Here is a 15,833-nt window from a genome sequence, read left to right on the forward strand (position 1 = left end):
TGGTGACGGCCAAAACTTAATTCTTGGCCGCTTTAGCTGGCTTTTCGGCGGAGGCAGCAGCAACAGTGGCAGTAGCCGCAGCGCTCTTGGCGGCCTGAAGACTCACGGCTTCGTCGCGCAGGCGCTGGGCTTCGGCTTCGTTCGCTGCAGCCTGCTCCGCGTTGCAGGTCGCGGCAAGCTCATTTTCATGCGCCTGCTTGGCAACGCGCTCTTTCTCGGCTGCTAGCTCTCGTTCACGTTGCTGCAGGTCATCGTGCGCGGCCAGCAGATCAGCACGGGCAGCCGTTAACTCGGCTGCGGTCGGCATGCGCTCTCCCGCGCCCTGATCAGTGTATTCAGCCTTAATCGTGACTTCCTGCATGTCTTCAGCGGCATTGGCGCGGCCAACAGCCATGTTTGCATCGATGATTTTGAGGCCAGCCTGGCGTGCGAGCGCCTTGACGTCCTCGTTGTACTGAAACATCGGTCCTGCCAAATACCAGATGTTTGCCGGCACTTTTTCCATTTGGAACTCAGTTCTTTTTCTTGATGGAAGAAGCCGCGCCCCGTGTAAAGGCGCGGCGGTGGCTAACTTGGTCGCGTCGCCGATGGTGATCACGCCAGCCGTATGCTTGTCGCTGGTGGCCACCTGGTCCCAGTTGGCGCCGGTGCCCAGCGCAGCATCGGATGGCGATTTGCCGCCTGAAGCTTCGTCCCAGGTGTAGCCCTTCAAGCCCAGGCCGAAGGTTTAGTCGACCTGCATCGTCGTTTCGATGCAATCTTTGCCGTTGATCGTGTTGAGGTTGCTGATGATGTCGGAACCATCGGTACCGACACCTGCGCCGAAATGCGCGCGCTATGCAGCTCCTGCGGCGGCACAGGTGAGCAAGTGAGGAAGATCTCCGCCTTCTGCACGCCGATCGCGCAGGCTGCGATATGGGCGGCGCTACTGACCGGTGCGCGCCGCGGAGAACTGTTCCAGATTCAGCGTGAGCATATTGGGAAGGATTCGACCACCTTCCCTGCCAGCAATACTAAAACACTTCGTATGCGCGTGGTGCCGATCATTCCGGCGTTGGCGGCCATGGCTGAAGTATTTTCCATTGAATATGACTTTGTACGGTGTGCGAGTCGTCGTGGCGCCGCGCGCGCGTGAAGGCAGGCATACCTCACGTGAATTTCCACGACCTGCGCCATTCTTGCGCAAGCATCATGCTGGGCCTGGGCGTGAACCTGTACACCATCAGCAAAATTCTCGGTCATGCCAATGTGCAAACAACCCAGCGTTACGCACACTTGCAGTGTGGATGCTCAGCGCCTGGCGCTGGATAAGCTATCGGCGCTGGTGGTGGCGAAGTAAATTACACCCAATAAAAAAGCCGACTACATAAATGTGTCGGCTTTAATATAAGTACTTGATTGTATTGCGAATTCTTGGTGGGAAGTGCAAGTTTCGAACTTGCGACCCCTGCAGTGTGAATGCAGTGCTCTACCCCTGAGCTAACCTCCCGAAGCGAGGCGAATTATCGCATAGGTGTTGCGGCATCTGCAAGGGCTGGCGAGAGGAAATTTACCATACCCGCGCTTTTTCTCAGGCGGCCGCTGGCGGGGCCATGACGGCGGTCCAGATGCACTGGCCTTTGGCGGCCTTGTCGAGGCCGGCGATGGTGGCTTCGTGGGCGGCGAGTTCGTCGGCCGTGGCGCTCTGGAAGATGACTTCGGCCAGCGGCACGATTTCCAGGGCGGCGCCATCGGCGGCCACTTCCACTTCCTCTTCCATGCTCAGGCTGTTTTGCCCGCGCGTCATGGCCAGGTAGACGTCGGCCAGCAATTCCGAGTCAAGCAACGCGCCGTGCAGCTTGCGGTGGGCGTTCGAGACACCATAGCGGTCGCACAGGGCGTCCAGCGAGTTGCGCTTGCCCGGATGCATTTCCTTCGCCTGCACCAGGGTGTCGATCACGCCAACCACTTGCTCATGCACGGGCGGCAGGTTCAGGCGCTTGAATTCCGCGTTCAGGAAGCCAATATCGAACGGGGCGTTGTGGATGATCAGTTCGGCGTCAGCGATGTAGGCACGAAACTCCTCGGCGATTTCCGCGAATTTCGGCTTGTCGCTGAGGAATTCCGTCGTCAATCCGTGGACGGCCAATGCGCCCTCTTCCGAGTCGCGCTCGGGATTGATGTAATGGTGGAAATTATTCCCCGTCAACATGCGGTTGTTCAGTTCGACCGCGCCGATCTCCAGGATGCGGTCGCCCGTGCGCGGGTTCAGGCCGGTGGTTTCAGTATCGAGAACAATTTGACGCATGGCGGATTCATTCGTAAAAGCAAAAAGCGAAGGGCACAGTATAGCAAACCTGTGCCCTGCGATTACAACTAGCGACCTTGGGTGTTCTTACGCGCGCACGGTTTCCACGCCCAGGTTGGCCAGCTGATCGGCCCGCTCGTTGCCCGGATGGCCATTGTGGCCGCGCACCCAGCGCCATTCCACTTCATGGACGGCCTGGGCCGCATCGAGGGCTTGCCACAGGTCGACGTTTTTCACGGGCGCCTTGGCCGCCGTTTTCCAGCCGCGCGCCTTCCAGCCGTGGATCCATTCGCTGATGCCCTTTTGCACGTACTGGCTATCGGTATACAGCACCACCTGGCAGGGACGTTTGAGCGCCGTCAAGGCTTCGATCACGGCCTTCAATTCCATGCGGTTATTCGTCGTATTGAGTTCCCCGCCGTAAATTTCTTTCTTGGCGCCATCGGCCACCATCAGCGCGCCCCAGCCGCCCGTGCCGGGATTGCCCTTGCATGCGCCATCGGCGTAAATCTCTACCTTATCTTCAAACTTAGCCATCTTGCTGTTCCCGCCTTTTATTCGTGACCGGTGCGCCTGCGGGCGCCGTCGCCGGTTTCTTGGTCCACGCCGGACCGATCAAACGCATCCCTTTGACGCGCTTGATCGCCTGCACTATATACACTGCGCCCAGATATGGCCACCAGCGCGCACCGGCCTTGTCCATGAAGGCGTTGCGGCGCAGCCATTTTTCTGTCCTGCAGGCAGGTGCGTAGCAGCCGAAGTAGCTTTGGCTGACGCCCATGTTGAGCAATTTTAACCAGTCTTTCATGCGCGGCATAGAGATCAGCTCGCCTGCCTGCGGCAGGTAATGGCGTCCCGTGACCCGTCCCAGCCCCTGGCGCATGCCCCACAGGCTGGCCGGATTGAAGCCGCAGACGATCACGCGCCCTTCCGGGATCAGCACGCGCTCGACCTCGCGCAAGACCTGGTGCGGCTCGGCGGCAAATTCGAGTACGTGCGGCAAGACCACCAGGTCCAGGCTTTGCGAGTCGAACGGCAACTCGTCGAAGGCCGACACGAGGGTCAAACGGCTCTCTTGTGACGGACGCGACGGCAGGCGCGCATCGAGCAACCATTTGTTCGGCATGCGGTTGGCCGCCAGCGCATCGAGCTGGGGCAAGCCGATCTGCACGGCATTAAAACCGAAGATATCGACCGTCAGACTGTCGAGGCATTGCTGCTCCCAGGCACGCACATACAGACCGGCCGGCGTCTGCAGCCAGCCGTCAAGCGCTATAATGGATTTTTCGGATGCCACACTGTCCATTCAGTTTTCTCTTTTGCTCATGACACAATCCCCTGAACACGCTTTATCGGTACTTGCCGTGCCCGCCTTTGCCGACAATTACCTGTGGCTGATCCATGACGGCCGCCATGCCGCCGTGGTCGACCCCGGCGACGCGACGGCCATCCTCGATGCGCTGCAAGCCCATCAATTGACCTTGTCCGCCATTTTACTCACGCATCACCACGCCGACCACACGGGTGGCGTGCCTGAATTGTTGCAGCATTTCGCCATCCCCGTCTTCGGCCCGCGCAATGAGGCTATCACAGCCATCACGGAACCGCTTGCCGAAGGCGATGTCGCCCATGTGCCCGAGCTCGGCTTGCAGATGACCGTCATCGACGTGCCCGGCCACACGAAGGGGCATATTGCCTATGTGCGCCAGCGCGACGAGCGCAGCGGCGCACCGTGGCTGTTTTCCGGCGACACCCTGTTTGCGGGCGGCTGCGGCCGCCTGTTCGAAGGCACGCCGGGCCAGATGGCCGACTCGCTGGGCAAACTGGCCGCCCTGCCCGACGATACCGAGGTATTTTGCGCGCATGAGTACACCTTGTCCAATCTGCGCTTCGCCAACGCTGTCGAGCCGGGCAATGTGGCCTTGCAGGAACGCATCGCCATCGACACGGAAAAGCGCCAGCAGGGTTTGTCGACCGTGCCGTCGACCATTGCCCTGGAAAAAGCCACGAATCCTTTCCTGCGCTATCGCGAACCGGCGATCTTGAGCAGCCTGAAGGTGGAAGGCAAGCTGACGGCGGACGCCTCGCCCGTGGAAGCGTTTGCAGCCTTGCGAATGTGGAAGAATAATTTTTAGGCGAACTCTTCCACAATAAAAAATCCCGGCAGATGCCTAAGGCATCGCCGGGATTTTTTATGCTGCTATTTGATCAGGATCAGATTTCTTCGTACAGCGGCAAGGTCAGGAATTCGGCGAACGATTCCGAGGTCGACATTTCCTCGAAAATCTGGCCGGCACGCACATAGGTCGGGCCGTTGCCGCCCGGCGCATCGCGCTGTACCTTGGCCAGCTCTTCCGGAATCATGGCGCGCACCATCTCGGCCGTCACCTTGCGGCCATCTTCCAGCACGCCCTTGCTGGAACGAATCCACTGCCACACTTGCGAGCGGCTGATCTCGGCCGTAGCCGCATCTTCCATCAGGTTGTGGATGGGCACGCAACCGTTGCCAGCCAGCCAGCTGCCCAGGTAGTGGATGCCCACGTTGATGTTGTAGCGCAAGCCCGCTTCCGTAATCGGCGCTTCCGGCTGGAAGTTCAGCAGATCCGACGCTTTCACGTCGATGTCGGGACGCTGCTTCTCGATCTGGTTCGGCTTGTCGCCCAGCACTTTGGTGAATTCGCCCATGGCCAGTTCCACCAGGCCCGGATGGGCAACCCAGCCGCCGTCGTAGCCGTCGGTGGCATCGCGCGCCTTGTCGTTGCGCACGCCGCCCATGGCGATGTCGTTCTTTTCCGGATCGTTCTTGATCGGGATCAAGGCTGCCATGCCGCCAATGGCTGGCGCGCCCCGCTTGTGGCAGGTTTTCAGCAGCAGCAAGGCGTAGGCGCGCATGAAGGGCGCCGTCATCGTGACTTTGGCGCGGTCGGCCAGGCAGAAATCCTTGTCCAGCTTGAATTTCTTGATGCACGAAAAGATGTAATCCCAGCGGCCCGCGTTCAGGCCCGAGCTGTGTTCTTTCAGCTCGTACAGAATTTCATCCATCTCGAAGGCCGCCAGGATGGTTTCGATCAGCACGGTCGCCTTGATCGTGCCTTGTGGCAAGCCCAATTCGTTTTGCGTCATGACGAAAATATCGTTCCACAGGCGCGCTTCCAGGTGCGATTCCATCTTTGGCAGGTAGAAGTACGGGCCGGCGCCGCGCGCCAGTTGTTCCTTGGCGTTATGGAACATGAACAGGGCGAAATCGAAGATGCCGCCGGAAATGCGCTTGCCATCGACCAGCACGTGCTTTTCATCAAGGTGCCAGCCGCGCGGGCGCACGACGAGTGTCGCGATCTTGTCGTTCAGCTTGTAGGACTTGCCATTTTGCTCCAGCGAAATCGTCTTGCGCACGGCATCGAACATATTGATCTGGCCCGTCAGCTGGTTATCCCAGTTTGGCGTGTTCGAATCCTCGAAGTCCGTCATGTAGCTGTCGGCGCCGGAATTGAAGGCGTTGATGACCATCTTGCGCTCGACGGGGCCCGTGATTTCCACGCGACGGCATTCCAGCGCCTTCGGGATCGGCGCGATCTTCCAGTCGCCGTCGCGGATATGCGCGGTTTCAGGCAGGAAATCAGGACGCTCGCCCGCGTCGAGGCGCTTGGCCCGTTCCACGCGCACGGCCAGCAATTGCTGGCGGCGCGGTTCGAATGCACGCGTCAGCTTGGCTACCAGGGCCAGTGCGGCCGGGGTCAGGATCTGTTCGTAGCCGGGCTGGATTTCCCCCGTGATTTGCATGCCTTCTGGAAGTGCGATCGTGTTCTGCGTCATGAAGTTCTCCGGTTTTTAATAAATATAAGCAAAGGTAATCTGGTGATCCAAGTATAAGCCGAACGACTGCGCTGGCAAGCTGGGCAGAGGCGCAAAAACACTCTGCCTGGCGGCGCGTTTGTTCTATAGTATTGCACTATAAGGCATGGAAACGAGATTAAAAATCACTTCATCTATGCGTTTTTATCACAAGTGACGGCATCGCGGGAGCACGACATGGGACAGTTCAGACAAATATCGACCTTCGTGGAAGTGGTGGCCAAGGGCAGCCTGTCGGCGGCCGCCCGCGCGGAAGGCATCGCCCCGGCCATGATAGGGCGGCGCCTCGATGCACTGGAGCAGCGCCTCGGCGTCAAATTGCTGCAGCGTACGACGCGCAAGCTGGCGCTGACGAATGAAGGCGCCGCCTTCCTAGAAGATTGCCAGCGCATCCTCGGTGAACTGGAGGAGGCTGAAGCGGCCGTGGCCGTGCGCAGCGTCAAAGCCAGCGGCCATTTGCTCATTTCCGCGCCGGCAGGCTTCGGCCGCCAGCACGTGGCGCCATTAATCCCCTCCTTTGTCGCCGAGCACCGCGACGTGACGGTGTCGCTGAACCTGAACGACCGCCTCGTCGACCTGATCGGCGAAGGCATCGACGTGGCTATCCGCATCGCCAGCCTGTCCGATTCCTCACTCGTGAGCACCAAACTGGCGGACAACCAGCGCGTGCTCGTCGGTTCACCCGCCTATCTGAAACGGGCGGGCACGCCGCGCATCCCGGCCGACTTGGCCAAGCACAATTGCCTGGCGATCAGCAGCGAAGGCAGCCAGCGGGGCTGGACCTTCCGCGAAAACGGCAAGAATGTGATTTTAAAGGTGGCCGGCAATATGGTCTGCAACGATGGCGAAGTGCTGCATGACTGGGCACTGGCCGGCAAGGGACTGGCGTGGCGCTCGATGTGGGAAGTGGGCGCGGAGATCGCCTCGGGCCAGTTGGTGACGGTGCTGGACCAGTTCGCCGCGCCGGGCAATGACATTTATGCCGTGTTCGCCCAGCGCCGCCACTTGCCGCTGCGCATACGGGCGTTCGTGGATTTCTTGCGCCACAGCTATTCTCAAGCGGATTACTGGCGCGAACGGGCTATCTGAGGACGCCCTCACTGCCGCTCGCTACGGTCTGACTCGGCGCCGTGACGGTCCAGAACAGGACTCACCCGCGACCTACGCTGACTCAAGGCGCGCAGAACAAGGGCCATGCAAGCTAAAAACCACACGCATAAGGCAGGCAAAACCCATGCTTCACGGAAATTCAGGCGAAAAAAAATCCTCGGAGACCGAGGATTTCTTTATTTCGTTTGATCCAGCGTATTAGATTGGCTGAATGTTCGAAGCTTGCTTGCCTTTAGGGCCAGCGGTCACTTCAAAAGAAACGCGTTGGTTCTCTTGCAGGGACTTGAAGCCGTTCGACTGGATAGCCGAGAAGTGAGCGAACAGATCTTCGCCGCCTTCGTCAGGGGTAATAAAGCCGAAACCCTTCGAATCATTGAACCATTTTACGATGCCAGTTGCCATTACAATTTCCTATTTCAGTTAAGTTGGGCTTGCGCCCGTTATATCGTTTGAAGCAAGAAAGAAATGACAGACAAACTGCACTACTACCTCGAATCCAACGATGCCCAATTATACCAACAAAACTGAGAAAAACCATTCTTTCGCAAAATAAACTTGCGAACACTACTTTAATAGCCAAATCCCCGTCTTGCGGCGCCCTGTACCAGCGGCATGGAGACACTATATCCTAATCTGCGACGCGGGTGCTTTGCGTTGTATCAAATGAATCATTGCAACCACATTACTATGACGCGGTCATTTACGCGGTGAAATGGGTGGCGGCAGCATCGCGTCGCGCCCAATCCAGTAGTGCCACCACCTGTGCCCGCACGGCAGGCCAATCCGCCACCGCTTGCGCAGGGGTGTTGAGCATGGCGCGCACCAGCTGTTCGATGCGCCGGCATTCCTGGCCCAGCGCGGTAAAGCCGAAGGTGGCGGCCGAGCCGGCCACCGCGTGCAGGGCGCGGTGCAGTTCCGTCAACGGTTCCAGACGGGCGCCTTCGCTGTCGCAGCGGCCGCTTGCTTGCGCAATCGTTTGCAACAGGGCCGGCACGCCGGCCGCATATTTTTCGTTCAGGGCGCGCAAACGCGCGCGGAAATCCGGGTCGATCAAGGTTGCCATCGCAATACTCGCCTGACGTGGATTACTTGGTGCCGAAGATGCGGTCGCCGGCGTCGCCCAGGCCTGGCACGATGTAGGCGTGGTCATCGAGGTGCGAATCGAGCGAGGCGCAGAACATCTTGACGTTCGGATGCGCATTCTGGAACACGGTCACGCCTTCCGGTGCGGCAACCAGGGCCAGGAAGATGATCTGTTCATCCGTCACGCCCCGTTTTTTCAGCACATCGACGGCATACACGGCCGAATTGCCGGTCGCTACCATCGGGTCGCACAGGATAAAGGTACGCTCGTTCAGGTCAGGCAGGCGCACCAGGTATTCCACGGGCATATGCGTGGCCGGGTCGCGGTACACGCCGATGTGTCCCACGCGTGCCGATGGCACCAGGTTCAGCAAGCCATCGCTCATGCCGATGCCGGCGCGCAGGATGGGCACGATGGCCAGTTTCTTACCAGCAATGACAGGCGCATCGATGGTGACCAGCGGGGTCTTGATTTCGCGCGTGGTCAGCGGCAGGTCGCGCGTGATTTCATAGCCCATCAGCAAAGTGATTTCCTTGAGCAGCTCGCGGAAGGTGCGCGTCGACGTGTCGTGCTCACGCATGTGGCTCAGTTTGTGCTGGATCAAAGGGTGATCGGTAATGAACAAATTCGGGAAGCGTGGATCTTGTTTCATCTTGTTTTTCTTTCTCTGTAGCTGGCGCGGCGGCAAGCCTGGGCCGCAAGCGCGCTGTGTATCGATAAAATGATGGATTGCAGCATTATCCCAGCCCCCAGCCCGCCTGTGGCCGGAATTTTCGAAATAATCGGATTTATTGAAATCAATACTCGCGCAGCGCGCGCGCCAGGATGGCCTTGCAATCGGTGCCGGCCGGCAAGCGGCCATACACGCCGCCCGGCGCTTGCACCAGCCGCGACTGCAGGAACGCTTGCGCAACAAACGGTGGCGCATGGCGCAGCAGCAAGCCGGCCTGCACGGCCAGCACGATGCGTTCGGATAATTGCCGGGCGCCAAATTCATCCGTTTGCGGCCCGTCCAGGTCGGCCAGCAGCCGCGCGCGGTAGCCCGCGAAAATGGCATCGTCATCGCCGGCCAGCGCCAGCTCGGCAGCCAGGGCGTCGCGCGCGGCCAGCGACTTGCCGAAGGCGCGCAAGACGTCAAGGCACATGACGTTGCCCGAGCCTTCCCAGATCGAGTTGACGGGCAGCTCTCTATATAAACGCGCCAGCGGCGCGTCTTCCACATAGCCGGTGCCGCCCAGCACTTCCATCGCTTCAAAGCCGAAACCGGGACCGCGTTTGCAGATCCAGTACTTGCCGGCCGGCGTGAGCACGCGCGCCAGCATGGCTTGCCCTGCATCCTCCTTTTCATCGAAGCAGCGGGCCAGGCGCAGTGCAAAGGCCGTGGCAGCTTCCGATTCCAGCGCCAGGTCGGCCAGCACGTTCTGCATCAGCGGCTGTTCGGCCAGCGGCTTGCCGAACACGGCCCGCTGGCGCGCGTGGTGCAGCGCCTGCGTCAGGGCGGCGCGCATGATACCGGTGCTGCCCAGCACGCAATCGAGGCGCGTGTGGCTGGCCATTTCCAGGATGGTGGGTATGCCCCGCCCCGCCTGCCCTACCAGCCAGCCGTAGGCATTGGTGAACTCCACTTCCGACGAGGCATTCGAGCGGTTGCCCAGCTTATCCTTCAGGCGCTGCACGCGGATGGCGTTGCGGCTGCCGTCGGGCAGGTAGCGGGGCAGGAAGAAGCACGACAATCCCCCCTCGTCCGCCTGCGCCAGGATCAGATGGGCGTCGCACTGGGGTGCCGAAAAAAACCATTTGTGGCCGACGATGCGCCAGGCGCCGCCGGCCTCGCCGCCGAACAGGGTACGCGCCTCGGCCGGCGGCACCTGCGTCGCGCGCGTGGTATTGCTGCGCACGTCCGAGCCACCCTGCTTTTCCGTCATGCCCATGCCGACCAAGGCGCCCCGCTTCTGCTCCACGGGCAGGGAGCGGGGATCGTAGTCGCGCGAGAGGATTTTCGGCAGCCAGCGCTGCGCGATTTGCGGCAGCTCAAGCGCCTGGCGCAAGGCCGGCACCGAGGCATACGTCATCGTCACGGGACACTGCGTGCCGTTTTCCACCTGCCCCACTAATAGATAGGCCGCCGCGCGCGCCACCTGGGCGCCGGGACCGGGCGAGGCCCAGGGCGAAGCATGCGCGCCGGCGCCCACGAGGATGGCCATCAGTTCATGCCAGGCCGGATGGAACAGCACCTCGTCGATGCGGCGCCCGGCCCGGTCGAACTGCTGCAGCTCGGGCGTGTGGATATTCGCCAGGCGCGCCAGCGCATAGGTTTCGGCGCGGCCCAGCTTTTCGCCCAGCGCGTCGAGCTCCTGCAACGCCGCGCCGCCGCCCTCGCGCAGCAGCGCTTCGATCAGCGCCGGGTCGCAGGCGAACAAATTGACGTTTTCAAAGGGCGTGGCCTGATTGAAAACTTCATGCGTGTCAAAGGCATTCATGGGAGTCTCCCGCGATTTGTTATCATGGCGCCCTTGCCGTCGCTGGCGCACCGTCAACACCGTCTGCCAGCCAGACTAGCGCAAAGCGCATGGCGGGGCAAGCGCGCCAGTGGAAGCAGGCGCAGATAAATGTTTCCATGTCGAATGAAAATGCCCACATGCCCCGCGCGACATGATTTTTTTCATGGAAGGCAGGAATATTTACAAAACCTGAAGCAATGTTGCTCTATTTCATGTAATCGGGTGCTTTTCAATGATACATTTCGTGTGGATCGCGTTCCGATAGCCGCCCTTTCGGCCCCTATGGCACGCATCATGCACGACGCACTCTTTCCGTTGGCGCCCTGCCCTGCAGCGAGCGCCGGCACTGATAACAAAAAAGGTAAAAGCCAGCACGATGTTTTCCAGTACCCCATCCGCCGCCCACCGCGAGGCTCGTCACGAGTTGGACAACCTCATGGAAGAGGCAGGCGACGTCGTGTTCAGGCTCGATACGGACGGCCTGATCCTGTTCGCCAGCAAGCGCGCGGCCACCCTGTTTGGCGCACCTTCGGGCCTGTCCGGCCATTTGCTGCTGCCGCTGGCCGCCGAAGCATCGCGTGCGGCGCTGCAAGCGGCGCTGGAAGACGCCCTGGAAGAACCGGGCCGCCTGGAAGTGCGGCTGCAAACGCCGGATCAGGAAATCTGGTTCGAACTGCGCCTGTCTTCTTATATGAACGCGGCCGGCGTGGCCGAACTGCTGGTGGTCGGGCGCGACACGTCGGCCCAGCACAATACGGAAGAACGGCTGCGCCACATGGCTACGCACGATGCGCTCACGGGCTTGCCGAACCGCTTGCTGCTGTCGGACCGCATCCGCATGGTGATCGCCCAGGCCGCGCGTTCGGGCCAGGGCTTTTCCGTCGCCACCATCGGCCTCGATGGTTTTAAAAAGGTCAACGATGGCCTGGGACACCCGGTCGGCGACGCCGTGCTGCGCCTGGCCGCGGCGCGCCTGCGCAAGACCCTGCGCGACAGCGACACCCTGGCCCGCGTGGGCGGCGATGAATTCGTCGCCGTGCTGCCAGGCAGCGCCACGGACGCGCAGATCAAGCTGGTGACGGGCCGCCTGCTGGCCACCCTGCAGGCGCCGTTCGAAGTCGATGGCCACACGATCTACGTGGGCGCCTCCGTCGGCGTGGCTATCTATCCGCTGCACGCGGAAGATGAAGTGCGCCTGGTGGCGCTGGCCGATGCGGCCATGTCGCGCGCCAAGGAAACGGGCAAGGCCCGCTGCCTGGTCTACAGCCCGCGCCTGAATGGCCCGTCGGAACACGATATTTCGCTGGAAGCGGCCATGTTCCAGGCCGTGCGTGAAGGCGAGTTCTTACTCTTTTACCAGCCCATCGTCGATGCGCACACGCGGCAAATCCAGGGTTTCGAAACCCTGATGCGCTGGAAGCACCCGACCCTGGGCCTGGTGCCGCCCGTGCGCTTCATCCCGATTGCCGAAGCCAATGGCCTGATCAACCTGCTGGGCGCCTGGGCGCTGAAAGCGGCCTGCGTGCAGCTCAAGCAATTCCAGGAAGTGGCGAAGCGGCCGCTGTACATCTCCGTCAACATCAGCCCGCGCCAGTTCCGCAACGACAAATTCCTCGACGTGCTCGATGACGCCATCGCGTTTTCGGGGCTGTCCGGCGAACACCTGGTGCTGGAAATTACGGAAGGCACCCTGATGATTGACCCCGTGCATGCGGAAACCATCCTCGTCAAGATGACGGAGCGCCGCGCGCGCATCGCCATCGACGATTTCGGCACCGGCTATTCCTCGCTTGCGTATCTGAAGCGCTTCCCCATTTCCGTGCTGAAGATCGACCGCACCTTCATCAAGGACTTGCCAGAATCGAGCAAGGATGCGGCCATCTGCAACACCATTCTCGACCTGGCCAAGCATTTGAACCTGTCCGTGGTGGCCGAAGGCGTGGAAACCGAAGAGCAGATGCACTTCATGGAGTCGCGCGGCTGCCAGTATGTGCAAGGCTACCTGACGGGCAAACCGATGCCCGCCCACGCCGCGCTATCGGCCTTGAGCGACAAAACCTATGCGGCGCTGGTGCCTGCGCCGTCTGCCAATGAACCGCGCGGAGGGGTGCAATGAATCCAGGTCATTTCACGGCGCCGACACAGCTCGGCAAAAACACCCTGGACCTGCTGTGGGCGCGCACGCGCCAGCAGGGCGACATGCCCGGCTTCGCGAAAGCCATCAGCGCCATCCTGGGCGCCATGCGCGGCGAGGACGACCACGAATTCGACATCACGCAAACGGTGCTGTCCGACCCTGTCCTCACGCACAAGGTGCTGCGGCTGGCCAACAGCGGCATGTATTCGGCCTTCGGCCAGCGCGTCAACACGGTCTCGAAGGCCGTGCTGGTGCTGGGCATCGACGCCATCGGCCACCTGGCGCTGGGCCTGAAACTGATCGAGGAACTGTCGCAGGCGTCGCCCGATTCCGTCAGCGCCCACGTGGAAATGGAAAAGGCCGTGCTGGCCGGGATGGTGGCGCAGCAGGTTGCCACCAGCGCCGGCAGCCTGCAGGCGGAGCAGGCCGTCGTCTGCTCGATGCTGCACACCCTGGGCCGCATGATGGTGACGTTCTACATGACGGACTTCTGGGCGCGCATGCAGGCGCACGCGGGTCCCGGCAACGAGGCAGCCGCCGCGCGCGAAATCCTCGGCCTGTCTCTGCCGGAAGTGGGCTATGCCACGGCCGCCCACTGGGGCTTGCCGCAGCACCTGATCAACGGCATGCGTCCGATGGACCCATCGCCGGACAATTCTCCCGTCAGCGGCGCCGACTGGATGGCCGGACTGTCAACGATGGCGGCGCGCTGCGCCGACTCGCTGTGGCATGACGATGCTGCCGGCGCGGCGCAGGTGCACGCGCTGATCGACGACTACGCGGGCACCCTGGGCATCACCGCGACGGACCTGGTGGTGGCGGTGGACAAGGCCAAGGCGATGGCGGCGGCCGATCTGTCGATCGCGCCCCTGTCGAAACCGGCCGAACGGCGCGCGCGCCAGCTGGCTTCCACGCGCATGCGCGCCGAAGGCAACCGTGTGCTGATCGGCGGCCTGGCCGACCTGCGCGGCGCCATCGGCAGCGCCAGTCCGGGCCAGATGGTCTCGATGGCGCTTGAAACGCTGCACCAGGGCTTCGATTTTTCGCGCTCGGTGGCGTTCGTGCGCAACCACAGGGATCATTTGTATTCGGCGCGCATCAGCATGGGCGAAGGCATGGCCGACCTGCAGGACCTGATGGTGTTTGGCGATGCGTATGAACCGAACGTCTTCCACGCGGCCCTCAACAGCGACCGCGTGATCTTCATCGACAACGCGCGCGACCCGAAATTTGCCGCCAAGCTGCCGCAATGGTGGAAAGCGACATTGTCGGAAGCGCGCAGCTTCGTCGTGCTGCCCCTGTCGGCCAACGGCCACCCAACGGGATTTTTATATGGCGACTGGGACGACAGCTTCCCGCCGATTCAATTGAACCAGACGGAATTCAACCTGATCAACGATATCCGGGCGTTATTGGTGCAGTCGGTGGAGATGCGGCACCAACTCGAATTGGTGGCAAATAAAGTTGCATGAGAACACCTGACCAAACCTACTGCGCGTCGGTATAGGCGGCCTGCGATGCTCACCGTACCTTCGTACGGTTGCGCTTCTTAGCCACCTCTCCCTTCCGCTCGCTACGGTTTTGTCAGGTGTCGCAAGCGTCTTTGTTAAGCGACAAAATTAATCATTTCAACTTCGGCGTATTCACCGACACATCGCCGCATTGCGCGCGGTGCATCAGGGCGTGGTCGATCAGCACCAGGGCCAGCATGGCTTCGGCGATCGGCGTGGCGCGGATGCCCACGCACGGGTCGTGGCGGCCGAACGTTTCCACCATCACGGGATTGCCTTCCTTATCGATCGAACGGCGCGGCGTGCGGATCGACGACGTCGGTTTGATGGCGATCGAGACGCTGATATCCTGCCCCGTCGAGATGCCACCGAGTACGCCACCGGCGTTATTGCCGATAAAGCCTTCCGGCGTCAGTTCGTCGCCATGCTCGGAACCCTTTTGCGCCACCGAATCGAAACCGGCGCCAATTTCCACGCCCTTGACAGCATTGATGCCCATCATGGCGTAGGCGATGTCCGCGTCGAGCTTGTCGTAGATGGGCTGGCCCAGGCCGACGGGCACGTTTTGCGCGATGACGTCGATGCGCGCGCCGATGGAATCGCCATCGCGGCGCAACTGGTCCATCGCCTCTTCCATGCGCGCGATCAGGTCCGCATCGCCGCTGGCGGCAAAGAACGGGTTCGCATGCACGTGTTCCCACGACTGGAACGGCACGGGAATGTCGCCCAGTTGGCTCATGCACCCCTTGAAGGTGGTGCCGTATTGCTGCAGCAGCCATTTCTTGGCGATCGCCGCCGCACCCACCACGGGCGCCGTCAGGCGCGCCGACGAGCGCCCGCCGCCGCGCGGATCGCGCACGCCGTATTTATGCCAGTAGGTATAGTCGGCATGGCCGGGGCGGAAGCTTTCCGCGATATTGCCGTAATCCTTGCTGCGCTGGTCTTCATTGCGGATCAGCAGCGCGATGGGCGTACCCGTCGTCACGCCCTGGTACACGCCGGAGAGGATTTCCACCGTATCGGATTCCTGGCGCTGCGTCACGTGGCGCGACGTGCCCGGCTTGCGGCGGTCCAGCTCGGGCTGGATATCGGCTTCCGACAGGACCAATCCCGGAGGACAGCCATCGATCACGCAGCCGATGGCCGGGCCATGCGATTCGCCGAAAGTGGTAACAGTAAACAGCTTGCCAAAAGAATTGCCGGACATAGTAGGAAGTGTGAGGACTGAAAAACTCAATTCTACCAGCCTGCGGGGCATGCCATGCCGCTAATGCCCCGCCAGGGACCGATATTCCCCCACCCGCCTCGCCATTTTAAAATCCCGCGTATTTTTTCATATAAAAAATACCAA

The 15,833-nt window shown here is 61.2% G+C and carries 16 protein-coding genes and 1 tRNA gene; 6 read left to right on the forward strand and 11 right to left on the reverse strand.

Annotated elements, in window-relative coordinates:
* Nucleotides 1-16: 16 nt before the first annotated feature.
* Entirely contained in the window at nucleotides 17-718 is a 702-nt protein-coding gene (locus AC3IQ7_RS17945; RefSeq protein WP_324847114.1) for a major capsid protein, read from the reverse strand.
* A 150-nt stretch (nucleotides 719-868) separates the two neighbouring features.
* Here AC3IQ7_RS17945 and AC3IQ7_RS17950 point away from each other — a divergent pair, with 150 nt between their 5' ends.
* On the forward strand, nucleotides 869-1,135 hold the full coding sequence (locus AC3IQ7_RS17950; protein ID WP_233516086.1) for a hypothetical protein: 267 nt from the start codon (nucleotides 869-871) through the stop codon (nucleotides 1,133-1,135).
* A 17-nt stretch (nucleotides 1,136-1,152) separates the two neighbouring features.
* A complete protein-coding gene (locus AC3IQ7_RS17955) occupies nucleotides 1,153-1,311 on the forward strand; it encodes a tyrosine-type recombinase/integrase (protein ID WP_233516087.1) in 159 nt (52 codons plus the stop codon).
* A gap of 103 nt (nucleotides 1,312-1,414) precedes the next feature.
* On the opposite strand, the gene AC3IQ7_RS17960 is transcribed toward AC3IQ7_RS17955, so the two are convergent.
* From AC3IQ7_RS17960 to AC3IQ7_RS17975, 4 genes are all read right to left on the reverse strand, one after another.
* Nucleotides 1,415-1,489, reverse strand: a tRNA-Val gene (locus AC3IQ7_RS17960).
* Between the two features lie 81 nt (nucleotides 1,490-1,570).
* On the reverse strand, nucleotides 1,571-2,287 hold the full coding sequence (gene dnaQ / locus AC3IQ7_RS17965; protein ID WP_099377395.1) for a DNA polymerase III subunit epsilon: 717 nt from the start codon (nucleotides 2,285-2,287) through the stop codon (nucleotides 1,571-1,573).
* 87 nt (nucleotides 2,288-2,374) lie between these two features.
* The gene (rnhA, locus tag AC3IQ7_RS17970) at nucleotides 2,375-2,824 is read right to left on the reverse strand and encodes a ribonuclease HI (RefSeq protein ID WP_099377396.1); all 450 of its coding nucleotides are present in this window, start codon (nucleotides 2,822-2,824) and stop codon (nucleotides 2,375-2,377) included.
* Nucleotides 2,817-3,593, reverse strand: a complete 777-nt coding sequence (locus AC3IQ7_RS17975; RefSeq protein WP_099377397.1) for a class I SAM-dependent methyltransferase — start codon at nucleotides 3,591-3,593, stop codon at nucleotides 2,817-2,819. The genes rnhA and AC3IQ7_RS17975 overlap by 8 nt, the downstream gene beginning before the upstream one ends.
* 19 nt (nucleotides 3,594-3,612) lie before the next feature.
* Between AC3IQ7_RS17975 and gloB the strand changes: the two genes are divergently transcribed.
* Complete coding sequence (gloB, locus tag AC3IQ7_RS17980) at nucleotides 3,613-4,422, forward strand: hydroxyacylglutathione hydrolase (RefSeq protein ID WP_489206886.1); 810 nt, start codon at nucleotides 3,613-3,615, stop codon at nucleotides 4,420-4,422.
* A gap of 79 nt (nucleotides 4,423-4,501) precedes the next feature.
* Here the strand turns inward: gloB and aceB are convergent, their stop codons facing one another.
* The gene (aceB, locus tag AC3IQ7_RS17985) at nucleotides 4,502-6,100 is read right to left on the reverse strand and encodes a malate synthase A (RefSeq protein ID WP_099377399.1); all 1,599 of its coding nucleotides are present in this window, start codon (nucleotides 6,098-6,100) and stop codon (nucleotides 4,502-4,504) included.
* A gap of 216 nt (nucleotides 6,101-6,316) precedes the next feature.
* Here aceB and AC3IQ7_RS17990 point away from each other — a divergent pair, with 216 nt between their 5' ends.
* Nucleotides 6,317-7,228, forward strand: a complete 912-nt coding sequence (locus tag AC3IQ7_RS17990; protein ID WP_489206887.1) for a LysR family transcriptional regulator — start codon at nucleotides 6,317-6,319, stop codon at nucleotides 7,226-7,228.
* Nucleotides 7,229-7,447: 219 nt separating this feature from the next.
* Here the strand turns inward: AC3IQ7_RS17990 and AC3IQ7_RS17995 are convergent, their stop codons facing one another.
* From AC3IQ7_RS17995 to AC3IQ7_RS18010, 4 genes are all read right to left on the reverse strand, one after another.
* Nucleotides 7,448-7,651 carry a cold-shock protein gene (locus AC3IQ7_RS17995; RefSeq protein WP_010398811.1) on the reverse strand — a complete coding sequence of 68 codons (204 nt, stop codon included), beginning with the start codon at nucleotides 7,649-7,651 and terminating at the stop codon, nucleotides 7,448-7,450.
* A 298-nt stretch (nucleotides 7,652-7,949) separates the two neighbouring features.
* Complete coding sequence (locus AC3IQ7_RS18000) at nucleotides 7,950-8,312, reverse strand: Hpt domain-containing protein (protein ID WP_489206888.1); 363 nt, start codon at nucleotides 8,310-8,312, stop codon at nucleotides 7,950-7,952.
* Between the two features lie 22 nt (nucleotides 8,313-8,334).
* Nucleotides 8,335-8,985 (reverse strand): uracil phosphoribosyltransferase, encoded by a 651-nt coding sequence (upp, locus tag AC3IQ7_RS18005; RefSeq protein WP_010398816.1) that lies wholly within the window; start codon nucleotides 8,983-8,985, stop codon nucleotides 8,335-8,337.
* Between the two features lie 145 nt (nucleotides 8,986-9,130).
* Nucleotides 9,131-10,813 carry an isovaleryl-CoA dehydrogenase gene (locus AC3IQ7_RS18010; protein WP_489206889.1) on the reverse strand — a complete coding sequence of 561 codons (1,683 nt, stop codon included), beginning with the start codon at nucleotides 10,811-10,813 and terminating at the stop codon, nucleotides 9,131-9,133.
* A 457-nt stretch (nucleotides 10,814-11,270) separates the two neighbouring features.
* On the opposite strand from AC3IQ7_RS18010, the gene AC3IQ7_RS18015 reads away from it, so the two are divergent.
* Together AC3IQ7_RS18015 and AC3IQ7_RS18020 are read left to right on the forward strand one after the other, a co-directional pair.
* The gene (locus AC3IQ7_RS18015) at nucleotides 11,271-12,950 is read left to right on the forward strand and encodes a putative bifunctional diguanylate cyclase/phosphodiesterase (RefSeq protein WP_416208733.1); all 1,680 of its coding nucleotides are present in this window, start codon (nucleotides 11,271-11,273) and stop codon (nucleotides 12,948-12,950) included.
* Nucleotides 12,947-14,443 (forward strand): HDOD domain-containing protein, encoded by a 1,497-nt coding sequence (locus AC3IQ7_RS18020; protein WP_099377404.1) that lies wholly within the window; start codon nucleotides 12,947-12,949, stop codon nucleotides 14,441-14,443. The genes AC3IQ7_RS18015 and AC3IQ7_RS18020 overlap by 4 nt, the downstream gene beginning before the upstream one ends.
* A gap of 151 nt (nucleotides 14,444-14,594) precedes the next feature.
* On the opposite strand, the gene aroC is transcribed toward AC3IQ7_RS18020, so the two are convergent.
* A complete protein-coding gene (aroC, locus tag AC3IQ7_RS18025) occupies nucleotides 14,595-15,689 on the reverse strand; it encodes a chorismate synthase (protein ID WP_489206891.1) in 1,095 nt (364 codons plus the stop codon).
* Nucleotides 15,690-15,833 lie beyond the last annotated feature (144 nt).

Source organism: Janthinobacterium sp. GL_088 (genome assembly GCF_057837845.1).